We start from the raw sequence: 13,355 nt of genomic DNA, 5'->3' as shown, positions 1-13,355 counted from the left end.
ACCCACGCCCGGCCGGTCCGGGCACCGACGAAAGTCAGGTCTCCTCGGCCCAGGCCCGCCAGTCGTCGAGCACGCCGTACAGGGCCGGCGTGAGCCAGCCGGGCGCGGACCGGCGGAACACGCCCGGGTCCATCCCGCCTGCCCCGGCGGGCACCGCGCCGAGCAGGTTCGGCACCAGCTCGGACAGGTTGAGCCAGTGCACCAGCTCCGGGTCGGCCGGCCAGGCGCCGATCACCACGCCGGCCGGTACGGCCCGCCGCTCCAGCGCCTCCAGCGTCAGCGCGGTGTGGTTGAGCGTGCCGAGCCCGGCCCGTGCCACGACCACCGCGGGCGCGCCGAGCGACACCGCCAGGTCGGCCACCGTCCACGGCTCGCCGGACGGGCGCAACCCCATCGGTACGAGCAGCCCGCCCGCGCCCTCGATCAGCACCAGGTCGTGCTTGTCGGCCTCCTCGCGGATCGCGTCGACCGCGTTGTACAGCTCCAGCGGCGGCAGGTCCGCCACCCGGGCCGCGGCCAGCGGCGCGAGCGGATCGGGATAGCTGGCGAGCGTCCGGCCGGTGAGCGGGGCGGCCAGCCGGGTCACCGAGTCGACGTCGCCGGGCTCGCCGGTGGCCGTACCGGTCTGGCCGGGCTTGACCACGGCGACCCGCAGCCCGGCGGCCTGCGCGGCGGCGGCGACGGCGGCGGTCACCACTGTCTTGCCGATCTCGGTGTCGGTGCCGGTCACCAGCACCGGCCCGGTCCAGGCGTCGCCGAGGCTCATGGCGCACACTCCACGATCACGTCCAGGGCCCGGTCGAAGCCGGCCCGGTCCACCCCGGCGCTGACGGTGAGCCGCAGCCGGGAGCGGCTGTCCGGCGTGGACGGGGGACGGAAGCAGCCGACCGCCACGCCCCGGTCCCGGCAGGCGGCGGCCCAGGCGGTCGCCTCCTGCGGGCCGGGCGCGGTCACCGAGATCACCGCGCCGTCCGGGGCGGACACGGACAGCCCGGCCCCGCCGAGCCGCCGCACCGCCGCGGCGACCCGGTCGGCCAGCTCGGCACGCAGCGCGTCACCGGTGCGGGCCAGGCGCACCGCGGCGCGGACCCCGGCCACCACGGCGGGCGGCGGCGCGGTGTCGAAGATGAACGTGCGGCCGGTCTCCACCAGGTGGCGGACGAACTCGGCCGGCCCGGCGACCACGCCACCGGCCCCGCCGAGCGCCTTGGACAGCGTCGCGGTGACCACCACGTCCGGCGCGCCGGCCAGCCCGGCGGCGGCCACCCCGCCGGCCCCGGCCGGGCCGGTGACGCCGAGCGCGTGCGCGTCGTCGACGAGCAGCAGCGCGCCGTGGCGGCGGGCCACCTCGTGCAGCTCCGCGAGCGGGGCCAGGTCGCCGTCGACGGAGAAGACCGACTCGGTCACCACCACGGCCGGGCGGCCCGGCGCGGCGGCCAGCGCCGCGGCCACCGCTGCCACGTCCGCGTGCGGCGTCACCAGCGTCTCGGCGCCGGAGATCCGGCAGCCGTCGATCAGCGAGGCGTGGTTGTGGGCGTCGGAGACGAGCAGCGTACGCGGCTGCGTCAGTCCCCGGACGGCGGCGAGGTTGGCCAGGTAGCCGGAGGAGAACACCAGCGCCCGGTCGACGCCGAGCCAGTCGGCCAGGTCGTCCTCCAGCGCGTGGTGGGCGTCGGTGGAGCCGCGCACCAGGCGTGATCCGGTGGCGCCCAGCCCGTACGCGGACAGGGCCTCTGCTGCGGCGGCGGTGACCTCCGGGTGGGTGGCCAGGCCGAGGTAGTCGTTGCCGGCCAGGTCGACCACCGCGTCGTCGGCGGCCCGGGGACGCAGCGTACGGGTCAGTCCCGCCCGGGCCCGCAGCTCGGCGCGGCGGTCCAGGGCCGCCAGCCAGTCCGCCACCGTGCCGTCCCCTCCCGCCGACCACCGCCCTGCCGGGCGCTTCCGCGGGGCGAAGTTACCACCCGTCCGGAGGGCTCCGGCGTGGCGCGGTCCCGGCTCGCCGGGGCTGCTGGCGGCGGTTTCCCGGCCCCTCGGTGGCCTGTTAGGTTACGAGCCATGCCAGAGATCCTCGACCAGGCCCGGGAGCGGGTGCTGGGCAACGGTGTCGGCCTCGACGAGGCCGGTGTCCTCGCGGTGCTGAACCTTCCCGACGAAGACCTGCCCGCCGCGCTCCAGCTCGCTCACGAGGTCCGGATGCGCTGGTGCGGTCCGGAGGTCGAGGTCGAGGGCATCGTCTCGCTGAAGACCGGCGGCTGCCCGGAGGACTGCCACTTCTGCTCGCAGTCCGGCCTGTTCACCTCGCCGGTCCGGTCGGTCTGGCTGGACATCCCGGCGCTGGTCGAGGCCGCGAAGCAGACCGCCGCGACCGGGGCGACCGAGTTCTGCATCGTGGCCGCTGTGCGCGGCCCGGACGCCCGGCTGATGAAGCAGATGCGCGAGGGTGTCGCCGCCATCCGCGCGGAGGTCGACATCCAGGTCGCCGCGTCGCTCGGCATGCTCACCCAGGAGCAGGTCGACGAGCTGGTCGAGATGGGCGTGCACCGCTACAACCACAACCTGGAGACCTGCCGCTCCTACTTCCCGAACGTGGTCACCACGCACTCGTGGGAGGAGCGCTGGGAGACGCTGCGGATGGTCCGCGAGTCCGGCATGGAGGTCTGCTGCGGCGGCATCCTCGGCCTCGGCGAGACGGTCGAGCAGCGGGCCGAGTTCGCCGCGCAGCTCGCCGAGCTGGACCCGCACGAGGTGCCGCTGAACTTCCTCAACCCGCGGCCGGGCACCCCGCTCGGTGACCGCCCGGTGGTGGAGGGCAAGGACGCGCTGCGCGCCATCGCCGCGTTCCGGCTCGCCATGCCGCGCACCATCCTGCGGTACGCGGGCGGCCGCGAGCTGACCCTCGGTGACCTGGGCACCCGCGACGGTCTGCTGGGCGGCATCAACGCGGTGATCGTCGGCAACTACCTGACCACGCTGGGTCGGCCGGCGAACGCCGACCTGAAGCTGCTGGAAGACCTGAAGATGCCGGTGAAGGCGCTCTCGGCGACCCTGTGAGGCAGCGGTGACCGATCTTTCCCCCGCCCCGGCCGCCCCCGCCGCGCTGTGGTGCGACAGGTGCGGCGAGTCGGTGGCGGCCGGGCGGCATCCGGCGTGCGAGGCGGCCCGGGCGTGGGAGCCGCCGCGCTGGTGCGCGTCCTGCCGTCGGCGGATGAAGGTGCAGGTCGTACCGGCCGGGTGGTCGGCGGTCTGCGTCGAGCACGGCGAGCGGCGGGGCTGAGGCGTGCTGCGGGGGCGGGCGGTGACGCTGCGGCCGGTGACCGACGCCGACGTGCCCGCGCTGGCCGCGATCCGGGCCACCCCTGAGGTGCGCCGCTGGTGGCGCGGCGGGGACGACCTGGCCGAGTCGGTGCGGGCCGACCTGGCCGACGACTCGGTGACCGTCTACGCGGTCGAGCACGACGGCCGGCTGGTCGGCGCGATCCAGTGGTACGCCGAGACCGACCCGGACTACCGGCACGCCAGCCTGGACGTCTTCCTCGACCCGGCGGTACGCGGCACCGGGCTGGGCGGCGATGCGGTCCGCACGCTGGTGCGGCACCTGATCGACGAGTACGGCCACCACCGGTTCACGATCGACCCGGCGGCGGCGAACACGGCGGCGATCCGGGCGTACGCGAAGGTGGGTTTCCGTCCGGTGGGCATCATGCGCCGCTACGAGCGCGGGGCGGACGGGCGCTGGCACGACGCGCTGCTGATGGATCTGCTCGCCGAGGATCTGGCGGGCTGAGTCAGCCGGCCCAGAGCAGGTGCCCGCCGGGCAGGCGGCGGGCGCCCTCGGCGGGCCGGTGCGGGCTGAGCCTGCCGTCCGGCATGAGGTGCGACACCGGCACGCCGCGGCCGAGCACGGCGACGTCGGCGATCAGCCGCCGGTGGCAGCGCCACCAGACGCTCTCGCTGCACATCACCGCGGTTCTGCGCAGCGCGGCGTCGGCCAGCACCTCGTCCATCGCGGCGTCGAAGTCGGGCGTGCGGGTGTACGCGGCGTACGCCCGGAAGGCCGCGACCGTCCACCAGGTGTCCGGTTCCGGCTCGCCGGCGCGGACGTGCCGGCGGCCGCCGAGGCGCGGCTCCCAGCGGTAGCCGATGCCCCGTTCGGGCAGCCAGCGTTCCATGGCCTCGCGGCGGACGTCGGGGTTGGTCCGGCTGGCCGGGTAGCGGCGCACGTCCACGACCAGGGTGACCTCCGCGCCGGCCAGCAGGTCTGCGAGCTGGTCGCGGCGGGCGGCCCCGTGTCCGACGGTCAGCAGCTCGCGCTCCACCGCCCCAGCTTGCCCCGGGTCGCCGTCGTCCGCCCGCCGGCCGGGCCGGCCCACCGGAACGGGCGTGCCCGGCACCACGCGGGTGCCGGGCACGTCTTCCGGTGACTGTGTGACGGTCAGCGCTGGAGGGTCAGCACTCCCGGCCGCCACGGCAGCAGGTTGTAGTCGCCTCCCGCACTGGGGTTCTTGCCCTGGTACAGGAACTGCAGGTTGCAGGGGTCGATGGTCTTGGTCTGGTCGGGGTTGTTGCGGACCAGGTCACCGTGGCTGATGTCGTTGGTCCACGTCGCGCCGCTGTTGGCCTTGCCGGCGAACGGGTTGCTCTCGGTGGCGGCCTGCGGGGTCCACGAGCCGCTCAGGCTGTTGGACGTGAACGACCGGAAGTAGCGTCCCTGGCTGCCGATCGCCTCGACGATCATCAGGTACTGGTTTTGGCCGGCCACCTTGTAGACCTCGACGCCCTCGAACAGGTTGTTCGTCGAGTCGGTCATGATCGTCGTGTAGTTCGAGCCGAAGCTGCCCGGGAAGTTCCCGAGCGGCATGCTCGACCGGTAGATCTTGCCGTTGTCCCCGGCGAAGAACAGGTACATGTTCTGGTCGTCACCGATCAGGGTCTGGTCGATGACGCCGTACGGGGCGTCCGGCAGGGTGGCGGTGGACAGCGTCTGCGCGGAGGACCAGCCGTTGGCGTTCGTCGGGTCGCTCGACGTCTTGTAGCTGAACGAGGTCGGTCCCCACTGGTACGCCAGCACCCAGATGTTCTTCGGGGCGAAGTACAGCAGCGTGGGCGCCACGGTGCCCTGGCTCATCCCGTTCTGGCCGGCCGAGGCCATGTCGGACCAGTTGGTGAACGGGGTGAAGTTCATCGAGCTGTACTGGCCGCTGCTGTTGACGTACGACCCGTAGACCAGGTGCTTGCCGTTGTGGACGACGTTCGTGAAGTCCTTGAGCGAGACCCAGCCGTTCTGCGGGTTCGCCAGCGCGCCGGTCGACGACCACCGGTAGGTCGACGGGAGCGAGCAGCCGCCCGGCGGGGGCGTCGTGGTGGCCGGCGGCGGCGTGGTCGGGGACGGCGAGGTGCCGCCACCGAAGTCGGTCCGCCACTGCTGGTTGGTCTGTCCGTGGCAGTCGTACAGCTGGATCTGCTGGCCGTTGCCGGTGCCCCAGACGTCCAGGCAGCGGCCGGACTGCACGCCGCTGATGGTGCCGTTGGAGTTGATGTTCCACTGCTGGTTGGACTGGCCGTTGCAGTCCCAGATGATGATTCCGGTGCCGTTGGCGGTGGCCGCGCCGTTCGCGTCGAGGCACTTGGTGCCGTAGACCATCAGCTGCTTGCTGGAGGTGTACGTCCACTGCTGGTTCGACTGACCGTTGCAGTCGTAGAGCTGGACCCGGGTGCCGTTCGTCTGGGTGGCGTTCGGCACGTCGATGCAGCGGCCCGACTGCACGCCGACGATCCGGCCGGCGCCGCCGCTCGGCGGCGGTGCCGTGGTCGGGGTCGTGGTCGGGGTCGTGGTCGGCCCGGAGGTCGGGGCGGCCGCGTTGAGCGCGTTGAGGACCGAGTTGTACGCGGCCTTCTTGTTGCCTCCGCCGTCGAACAGCAGCGGGCTCTCGTTCGAGCGCCACGAGTCGCTGTCACGCACGCCCCACACGGTGATGCCGATGCAGCGCGGCACGTTGATGCACGCCTGCGTCAGACCGGCGTACTGGCTGGTCGAGGAGTTGGTGACGTCGACCTCGGTCAGCGCCACGTCCACACCCAGCGCGGCGAAGTTCTGCAGCGTGGTCTGGAAGTTGCCGGGCAGCGAGCTGCCACCGGTGAAGTGGGTCTGCAGACCGACGCAGTCGATCGGGACACCCCGGGACTTGAAGTCCCGGATCATGTTGTAGACGCCCTGCGTCTTGCCGTACGACCAGTTCTCGATGTTGTAGTCGTTGTAGCAGAGCTTGGTCGACGGGTCGGCCGCGCGAGCGGTGCGGAACGCGACCTCGATCCAGTCGTTGCCGGTGCCCTGCAGGTTCGACTGCCGACGGCTGCCGTCCTCGTTGAACGCCTCGTTCACCACGTCCCACGCGGCCAGCTTGCCCCGGTAGTGGGCCATCACGCCGTTGATGTGGTCGATCATCGCCTGACGCAGGTTGCTGCCGTTCAGGCTCTGCATCCAGCCCGGCTGCTGCGCGTGCCACGCCAGCGTGTGGCCCCGGACCTTCAGGCCCCGCTGGGTCGCCCAGTTGTAGATCTGGTCGCCCGAGTTGAAGTTGAACTGGCCGCGCTGGGGCTGCGTCGCGTCCGGCTTCATCTCGTTCTCGGCCGTGATCATGTTGAACTCACGCGCCGCGATCGTGCTGTACGTCGAGTCGCCGAGCCGGCCCGCCGCGATGGCGGTGCCGAAGTAGCGGCCCGACTGCGCGGCGGCCGCGCCCAGCGTGCTCGCGGCGGCGTTCGCCGCCGGCATCATCACCGCGACGGCGGCCACCGTCACGGCGCTGACCGCGCCGGCGAGCAGCGCTCGGACGGCTGGTGATCGCCGTCGCCGACTCCCGCCGCGATGAGCGGATGGGCTCATTGCCATCTTGGCCTCCTTACTGGCCAACACCCAGGCCGTCGGGGCGGGACGACTGGACGTTTCGGTTGGGGTATCTAGCTTTGTCGATGCTTCCACCACGCATCGGTGGGGACAATGGTGTTTCGGAAAAGTTTCGGAACGTTTTTGGCCGCGCGGGGCCGAGTGCGGCGTGGCCGGTCACACGGGGTGCGGTACCGGCCACGCCATGTCGACGGTCAGGCGACCGCGCAGGCGGTCCCGTTGAGCGTGAAGGTCGCCGGCCTCGGGTTCGAGCCGGTGTGGGTGCCGTTGAAGCCGAAGCTCGTCGACGCCCCGGGCGCCAGCGTCCCGTTGTAGGACAGGTTCGTCGCGGTCACCGCCGTGCCCGTCTGGGTCACGTTCGCCGACCAGGCCTGCCCGACCTTCTGCCCGGTGTTGCCGAACGTGAACGCCAGCGTCCAGCCGTTGATCGCCGTGGTGCCGGTGTTGGCGACGGTGATGTTCGCGGTGAACCCGGTGTCCCAGGAGTTCGCCGTCCAGGTCACCGCGCAGGTGCCGCCGGCCGGCGGCGCGGTGGTGGTCACCGTGACACCGGGCGAGGCCGGTGAGACGTTCCCGGCCGCGTCCACCGCCACCACCGTGAACGTGTACGTGGTGGAGGCGGTCAGCCCGGTCACCGCCAGCGTGGTGCCGGTAGCGGTGCCGACCAGGACGTTCCCGCCCCGGTAGACGCGGTACCCGGTGACGCCCACCGCGTCGGTGGACGGACCCCAGGTCAGCGTCAGTCCGGTCGGGCCGACCGCGGAGGCGGTGGGAGTGCCCGGCGCGGTCGGCGGGGTGGTGTCGGGCGCCGGGCCGGCCGGCGTGGTGACGCTGACCGCAGCCGACGACGCGGAGCGGTTGCCGGCGCCGTCGAGCGCCCGCACGGTGAACTGGTACGTCCGCTCGGGTGCCAACCCGGTCACGGTGAGGGTGGTGCCGGTCGAGGCGGTGACGACCGGGTCGGCGCCGGCCGAGGTACGGGTCACCTCGTACCCGGCCAGCCCGCTGCCACCGGTGTCGGTGGACGCGGCCCAGGTCAGCGTGAGCCCGCTCGACGTGACGGCGGACGCGACAGGGGTGCCGGGCACCGAGGGCGCGGTGGTGTCCGGGGTGACCGGGCCGGGCTCCTCGCCCCAGACCCGTACGCCGCCGGAGTAGAGCGGCACCTTGCGGTTGGGCCCGGCGGTGGCCTGGTACGACGGGTCGTTGGTCGGGTCCCAGGTGCCGCCCTCCGGCACGCCGATCTTGAACTGCACCTCCATCCGGTGCTGGGACTGCCCGGCGGGCGCGATGGTGTAGCCGGTGCAGTCGACTTCGACGTACCAGATGTCGCCGGAGAACTGCTTCGCCGTCGACGGCGACGGGCAGCCCTGGGTGTAGCCGGGGGTGACGGTGACCGGTCCGGTGCCGTCGGGCCGGAAGAAGTACCGGAACTTTCCGGTGGTCAGCGCCCGGGCCGGGAACGCCGACTTGTTGTAGATGATCGCCTTCAGGCCGGTGGCGCGCGGCTCGGCCTGCATGACTGTGGTCTCCACGGTCATCTCGTCCATGTCGGGCGTCTCGGCGGACGGGAACCCGGCGCGCGGGCTGCCGCCGTACTCGTTGGCGAGCCGGGCCAGCGCGGAGGTGAAGCCGGCGTTGTAGTCGGTGGCCACCTCGTTCATCACGTAGTCGGACCGGCTGTCGGTGTACGCGTCGTTTGCCGATGACGGGCCGCCGACCAGCGCGCCGTAGAGCACGTGCCGGGTCTCGGTGGGCACGGTCTGGCTGTCCCACCAGGAGCCGTGCGCGGTGCGGTGGTGCGGGTTGCGCGGCGAGTTCGTGCCGAAGCCGATCTGGTAGCTGGAGTTGCGCGGGTTGTCGCCGAGCGCGTAGTTGATCTGCCGGACCGCGAAGTCGTGGTAGCGCGCCTTGCGCGTGGTGTCGGTGGTCTTGTCGCTGTAGACCAGCGCGGCGAACGCGGTGTTCGAGGCGTACCGCAGCGCGCCCCAGGAGTCGAGCACCGCCATCCCGCCGGGCGAGTACGGCACCCGCTGCCCGTTGACGCCCACCGTCCAGTAGTCCAGCCACCGGTTGGCGTCGTCGGCGTACTTCTGCTTGCCGGTCAGGTTGGCCAGCAGCACGTACGCGCCGAACTGCTTGTTGTCCCAGGCGATGGTCCACTTGTAGGAGCGGGTGGTGGACTGCGGCTCGGTGCCGAGCTTGTCGTACTCGCTCTCGGCCTTGGCCAGGTAGGTGGCGTCGCCGGTGGCCCGGTACAGCCAGATCGCGCCCCAGACCAGCTCGTCCTGGTAACCGCTCCACGACTTGTAGAAGCTCGTCGCGTCGGTGATGCACTCGTGGTAGCTCTTCCGCACCGTGTCGGCGAACGTGTAGAGCTGCTTGGCGTGGCCGAGCAGCTTGTCCGCGTAGGTCGCGTCGGTGGGGCGGAACACCATGGACGAGGCGGCCATAGCGGCCGCCGTCTCCCCCGCCAGGTCCGCGCCGCCGCAGCTCGCGTCGATCTTGTACGCGGGCCGCGCCATCGGCATCACCTCGGCCGGTCCCCACCACTTGTGGTCGTCGTCGCCCTTGCCGACCTGTCCGTAGAGGACGTTCGGCGCGGGGTGCGCCTTGACGAAGTAGTCGTTGACGAAGCGCAGGTTGTTCAGCAGGTGGGTGAGCTGCCCGGAGGCGACGTAGCCGTCGCGGTACTCGACCGCGCCCCAGGCCAGCATGGTGGCGCTGAACGCCATCGGGAAGCCGAACTTCACGTGGTCGCCGGCGTCGTACCAGCCGCCGGTGAGGTCGACGCCGACGTCGGCGCCGTCGGTGAGCGCCGAGTCGCCGCGCCAGGAGACGCGGTTCCACGAGGGCTTGGGGCCGGACTGCTGCGCCTCGTAGAAGAACAGCGACTTCTGCAACGCCTCGGCGTAGTTGAACGTGGCCGCGGCCTGCGCGGCGGGCACCTCGACGGCCGACGCGGGCGGCGCGGCGGCGACGGCCGTGGCCAGGCCGACGGCCAGCGCGGCGCCGGCGGCGAGCAACCGGCGCAGCCGCGACCGGCCTCCGGGCGGCGGTATCGGACGGGGCATGGCGAGCTCCTGTGGCTGGCGCCGCGCGGCAGCCGGAGCGGGGACGGCACTCGGGGCTCCGGCTGCCGCGAGGCAGTGGTGGTGGGGTGACCGCAGGAGCCTCGGGAGCGCTCCCATGGATAAGCGACAATGTAATGCGCGGGCAACATGTTGGGAAGGCCACCGTCGGCGGGGCCCGCTCGGCGTACCGACGGGTAACAAACGGGAGCTGGATCACACCATCGATGCGGTTCGATATCGAGCCGACTCGTTCCCAGCTCAGCGGCATCGCGGTGACGACGAACGCGCCGCGGACGACCCCGTCCGGGCCGCCGCCGTCCTGGCATACGAGCGTACGGTTGCCCGCCCGCTCGGCACCGCGCGACAGTACGCCTCACCTGCGGTGCCATCGACGCCGCCGCTCCCCGGACGACACTGAGGAGATCGCGATGGCTCTACGACTCGCCGAGGGCACCTCCTGGTCCGACACGCTCGCCCGGGCGGTGGCCGCCACCCCCGAGGCCTTCGACACCACCTCCGACGGCGTGCCCACGCTCCACAATCTCGTCCAGGGGCAGTGGCGCGCGCTCGGCACACCGGCGCCGGTCCGTACCCCTGTCGACAACACCGTCCTCATCCACCTGGCCCGGCTCGACGCCGAGGCCGCGCGCGGCGCGGTCGCCCACGCCGCGGCGGCGCACCGGGAGTGGGCGCAGACCCCCCTGGCCGAGCGCGTCGCCCGCGTCACCGACGCGCTGGACGCGCTCACCGGGCACCGCGACCTGCTCGCCCTGCTGCTGGTCTGGGAGATCGGCAAGCCGTGGCGGCTGGCCTGCGCCGACGTGGACCGGGCGCTGGACGGCGTGCGCTGGTACGTGGACGAGATCGAGCGGATGCTCGCCGACGGCCGGGAGCCGCTGCCCGGCCCGGTCAGCAACATCGCCTCCTGGAACTACCCGATGAGCGTGCTGGTGCACGCCGAGCTGGTGCAGTTGCTGGCCGGCAACGCGGTGATCGCCAAGACGCCGTCCCAGGGCGGCGCGGTCTGCCTCACCGTCGCCCACGCGCTGATGCGCCGCGCCGGACTGCCCGCCACCCTGCTGTCCGGCAGCGGCGAGGAACTGTCCGAGGTGCTCGTCCGCGCGCCGGAGATCGGCGCGGTGGCCTTCGTCGGCGGGCGCTCCAACGGCGGCAAGGTCGCCGCCGCGCTGCTCGACTGCGACAAGCGGCACTTCATCGAGCAGGAGGGCCTCAACGCCTGGGGCATCTGGAACTTCTCCCAGTGGGACTCGCTCGCCGCGCACCTGCGCAAGGGCTTCGAGTACGGCAAGCAGCGCTGCACCGCGTACCCCCGGTTCGTGGTCCAGCGCGACCTCGTCGACGAGTTCCTCGACATGTACCTGCCCGTGGTCCGCTCGATCCGCTTCGGCCACCCGCTCGCGGTCGACGAGACGTGGCGGGCCGGCGACCCGCTGCCGGAGCTGGACTTCGGTCCGCTGATCAGCGCCGCCAAGGCCGAGGAGCTGCGCCGCAAGGTCGAGGAGGCGGTACGCGGCGGCGCCGTACCGCTGCACCGGGGCAAGCTCGACGGCGCACCGTTCCTCGACGGGCAGGACACGTCCGCGTACGTCGCGCCCGCCGTGCTGCTGGCCCCGCCCGGCCGGTCCCGGCTGATGCACGCCGAGCCGTTCGGCCCGGTGGACACCATCGTGGTGGTGGACACCACCGACGAGCTGCTGGCCGCGATGAACGCCTCCAACGGCGCGCTCGTCGCGTCGCTGGCCTGCGACGACGAGGAGCTGGCCGGCAAGCTGGCGGTGGACCTGCAGGCGTTCAAGGTGGGCATCAACAAGCCCCGCTCCCGGGGCGACCGGGACGAGCCCTTCGGCGGCCGGGGCGCCTCCTGGAAGGGCGCGTTCGTCGGCGGCGACCTGCTGGTGCAGGCGGTGACGGTGGGCGGAGACGGCCGGCTCTACGGCAACTTCCCCGACTACAGCAGCTACCCCGCCACCTGATCCCCGCGAACACGGACGGGGCCCCCGCATCGGGGGCCCCGCCGTGTCACCGTCCCCCGCATCGGAGGTCGGTCCGGGTGGCGCGCGAACGCGCCGGTTGCGGCCCTCCGGCCGGACCCCTCGGGCGTGCCGCGCCGTTGCGGCTCACCTCCGTGGTCCGGCCGGACGGCCGTCAGCTCATCCCGGCCGCTGCGCCGGCACGACCGCGCCGGCACGCGCGCCGCTACCGGCCACCGCCGGTGCGCCGGTCACCGCGTCACCGCCGGACGCCGGCTCGCCCGTCGACGGCGCGGGAACCAGCGGAAGCGTCGCGGTCAGCACCGCGCCGTCGCGTTCCAACGCCACCGGCCGGTCCAGGCGGCGCAGCGTCCGCAGCATCGGGGTGTTCTCGGCCTGCACGTGCAGCAGCACCGCGGCGTACCCGGCCCGGTCGGCGTGGCCGAGCAGGCGGCGCAGCAGCGCCGAGCCCAGGCCCCGGCGCTGCCAGTCGTCGCGCACCAGCAGCGCCGCCTCGGCCTCGTCGCCCTCACCGAGCAGGTTCGCCATCGCCACGACCGGCTCCGCCGCCCCGCCGGAGCCCGCCGTCGCGAGCAGGGTCACGCCCCGGACCGGCTCCAGCAGCCGGCGCAGCCGCGCCGGCGCCGGGTCGGCCGCCCCGCTCAGGTAACGCCGCTGCCGGCTGCGCGGCGAGCAGGCCGCGTGCAGCTCGCGTACGCCGGGCACGTCCTCGGCCGTCGCCGCGCGCACCGACACCTCCCCGCCGTCGGGCAGCACCAGCGTGACCCGTTCGGTGTCCCGGCGGGCCAGCATCGCCGCCAGCTCGACCACTGCCTGCGCCCGGGCGTACTCGGCCGGGGTGAAGCTCGGCTCCCGGCGGCACAGCTCGTACGCCCCGCCGGCCGGGTCCGCGAGCGCCATGGTCGTGCCGCCCACCCCGCCCGGCGCGGTGGCCGGCGTCGGACGCCAGGTCACGGTGTCGGCGCCGAGCAGCGTGCGCAGCGCCGCGCCGGTCGCCTCCGGGTCACGGGCCAGCCGTCCGGCGAGCCCGAGCACCCGGGTCGGCTCGTCGGCCAGCCCGCGCGCCTCGCTGCGCGCGACCCAGCAGTCCCGGCCCCGGCCGCGCTCCACGGCGGCCCGCAGCTCCGCCTCGGTGACCTGCTCGGGCGCGTCGACCAGGAAGTCGTCGACCGCGCCGGCCTCGGTGGTGTGCACCTGCACGCTGAGGATGTTGACCCCGCGCAACGCGAGGCTCGCCGTGAGCACCGACAGGTAACCCGGCCGGTCGTCCACGGTGGCTCGGATCCGCCACAGCGCCATGGTTGTCTCCCTTCCTCGGCACCGACCATGCCGTGCCCCTGTTGCGGGCCCGTTGCCCCGGGGTGA

10 protein-coding genes are annotated in these 13,355 nt (G+C 73.2%); 4 read left to right on the top strand and 6 right to left on the bottom strand.

All coding sequences use genetic code 11. From position 1 onward, the window contains the following. Positions 1-34: 34 nt before the first annotated feature. The gene (gene bioD, locus PVK74_RS29610) at positions 35-766 is read right to left on the bottom strand and encodes a dethiobiotin synthase (protein ID WP_174537886.1); all 732 of its coding nucleotides are present in this window, start codon (positions 764-766) and stop codon (positions 35-37) included. Then, on the bottom strand, positions 763-1,899 hold the full coding sequence (locus PVK74_RS29605) for an 8-amino-7-oxononanoate synthase (protein ID WP_274477689.1): 1,137 nt from the start codon (positions 1,897-1,899) through the stop codon (positions 763-765). The genes bioD and PVK74_RS29605 overlap by 4 nt, the downstream gene beginning before the upstream one ends. A gap of 156 nt (positions 1,900-2,055) precedes the next feature. Between PVK74_RS29605 and bioB the strand changes: the two genes are divergently transcribed. The 3 genes from bioB to PVK74_RS29590 are packed head-to-tail and all read left to right on the top strand — an operon-like array spanning position 2,056 to position 3,784. Continuing rightward, positions 2,056-3,051 (top strand): biotin synthase BioB, encoded by a 996-nt coding sequence (gene bioB, locus PVK74_RS29600; protein ID WP_174537785.1) that lies wholly within the window; start codon positions 2,056-2,058, stop codon positions 3,049-3,051. Positions 3,052-3,058: 7 nt separating this feature from the next. Continuing rightward, positions 3,059-3,274, top strand: coding sequence for a biotin synthase auxiliary protein BsaP (gene bsaP / locus PVK74_RS29595; RefSeq protein ID WP_084789503.1), 216 nt, complete (start codon positions 3,059-3,061; stop codon positions 3,272-3,274). Between the two features lie 3 nt (positions 3,275-3,277). After that, a complete protein-coding gene (locus PVK74_RS29590) occupies positions 3,278-3,784 on the top strand; it encodes a GNAT family N-acetyltransferase (RefSeq protein WP_274477688.1) in 507 nt (168 codons plus the stop codon). A gap of 1 nt (position 3,785) precedes the next feature. On the opposite strand, the gene PVK74_RS29585 is transcribed toward PVK74_RS29590, so the two are convergent. The 3 genes from PVK74_RS29585 to PVK74_RS29575 all read right to left on the bottom strand — a co-directional run bounded on the left by PVK74_RS29585 (position 3,786) and on the right by PVK74_RS29575 (position 9,978). Further along, on the bottom strand, positions 3,786-4,409 hold the full coding sequence (locus PVK74_RS29585; RefSeq protein WP_084789506.1) for a DUF488 domain-containing protein: 624 nt from the start codon (positions 4,407-4,409) through the stop codon (positions 3,786-3,788). A 23-nt stretch (positions 4,410-4,432) separates the two neighbouring features. Continuing rightward, the gene (locus PVK74_RS29580; protein ID WP_274477686.1) at positions 4,433-6,889 is read right to left on the bottom strand and encodes a non-reducing end alpha-L-arabinofuranosidase family hydrolase; all 2,457 of its coding nucleotides are present in this window, start codon (positions 6,887-6,889) and stop codon (positions 4,433-4,435) included. Between the two features lie 209 nt (positions 6,890-7,098). After that, the gene (locus PVK74_RS29575; protein ID WP_274477685.1) at positions 7,099-9,978 is read right to left on the bottom strand and encodes a glycoside hydrolase family 9 protein; all 2,880 of its coding nucleotides are present in this window, start codon (positions 9,976-9,978) and stop codon (positions 7,099-7,101) included. A gap of 428 nt (positions 9,979-10,406) precedes the next feature. Here PVK74_RS29575 and PVK74_RS29570 point away from each other — a divergent pair, with 428 nt between their 5' ends. Next, the gene (locus PVK74_RS29570; RefSeq protein WP_043325594.1) at positions 10,407-11,972 is read left to right on the top strand and encodes an aldehyde dehydrogenase family protein; all 1,566 of its coding nucleotides are present in this window, start codon (positions 10,407-10,409) and stop codon (positions 11,970-11,972) included. 177 nt (positions 11,973-12,149) lie between these two features. Here the strand turns inward: PVK74_RS29570 and PVK74_RS29565 are convergent, their stop codons facing one another. Beyond that, positions 12,150-13,289 (bottom strand): GNAT family N-acetyltransferase, encoded by a 1,140-nt coding sequence (locus PVK74_RS29565; protein WP_233607854.1) that lies wholly within the window; start codon positions 13,287-13,289, stop codon positions 12,150-12,152. Positions 13,290-13,355: the final 66 nt, after the last annotated feature.

This window comes from Micromonospora chalcea (assembly GCF_028768405.1).
GTDB lineage: Bacteria > Actinomycetota > Actinomycetes > Mycobacteriales > Micromonosporaceae > Micromonospora > Micromonospora chalcea.
This window is presented reverse-complemented; position numbering and strand designations above follow the sequence as displayed.

Coding starts and splice junctions, on each gene's coding strand:
- bioD (WP_174537886.1), bottom strand. CDS start 766: ATGAGCCTCGGCGACGCCTGGACCGGGCCGGTGCTGGTGACCGGCACC.
- bioB (WP_174537785.1), top strand. CDS start 2,056: ATGCCAGAGATCCTCGACCAGGCCCGGGAGCGGGTGCTGGGCAACGGT.
- PVK74_RS29580 (WP_274477686.1), bottom strand. CDS start 6,889: ATGGCAATGAGCCCATCCGCTCATCGCGGCGGGAGTCGGCGACGGCGA.
- PVK74_RS29575 (WP_274477685.1), bottom strand. CDS start 9,978: ATGCCCCGTCCGATACCGCCGCCCGGAGGCCGGTCGCGGCTGCGCCGG.
- PVK74_RS29570 (WP_043325594.1), top strand. CDS start 10,407: ATGGCTCTACGACTCGCCGAGGGCACCTCCTGGTCCGACACGCTCGCC.
- PVK74_RS29565 (WP_233607854.1), bottom strand. CDS start 13,289: ATGGCGCTGTGGCGGATCCGAGCCACCGTGGACGACCGGCCGGGTTAC.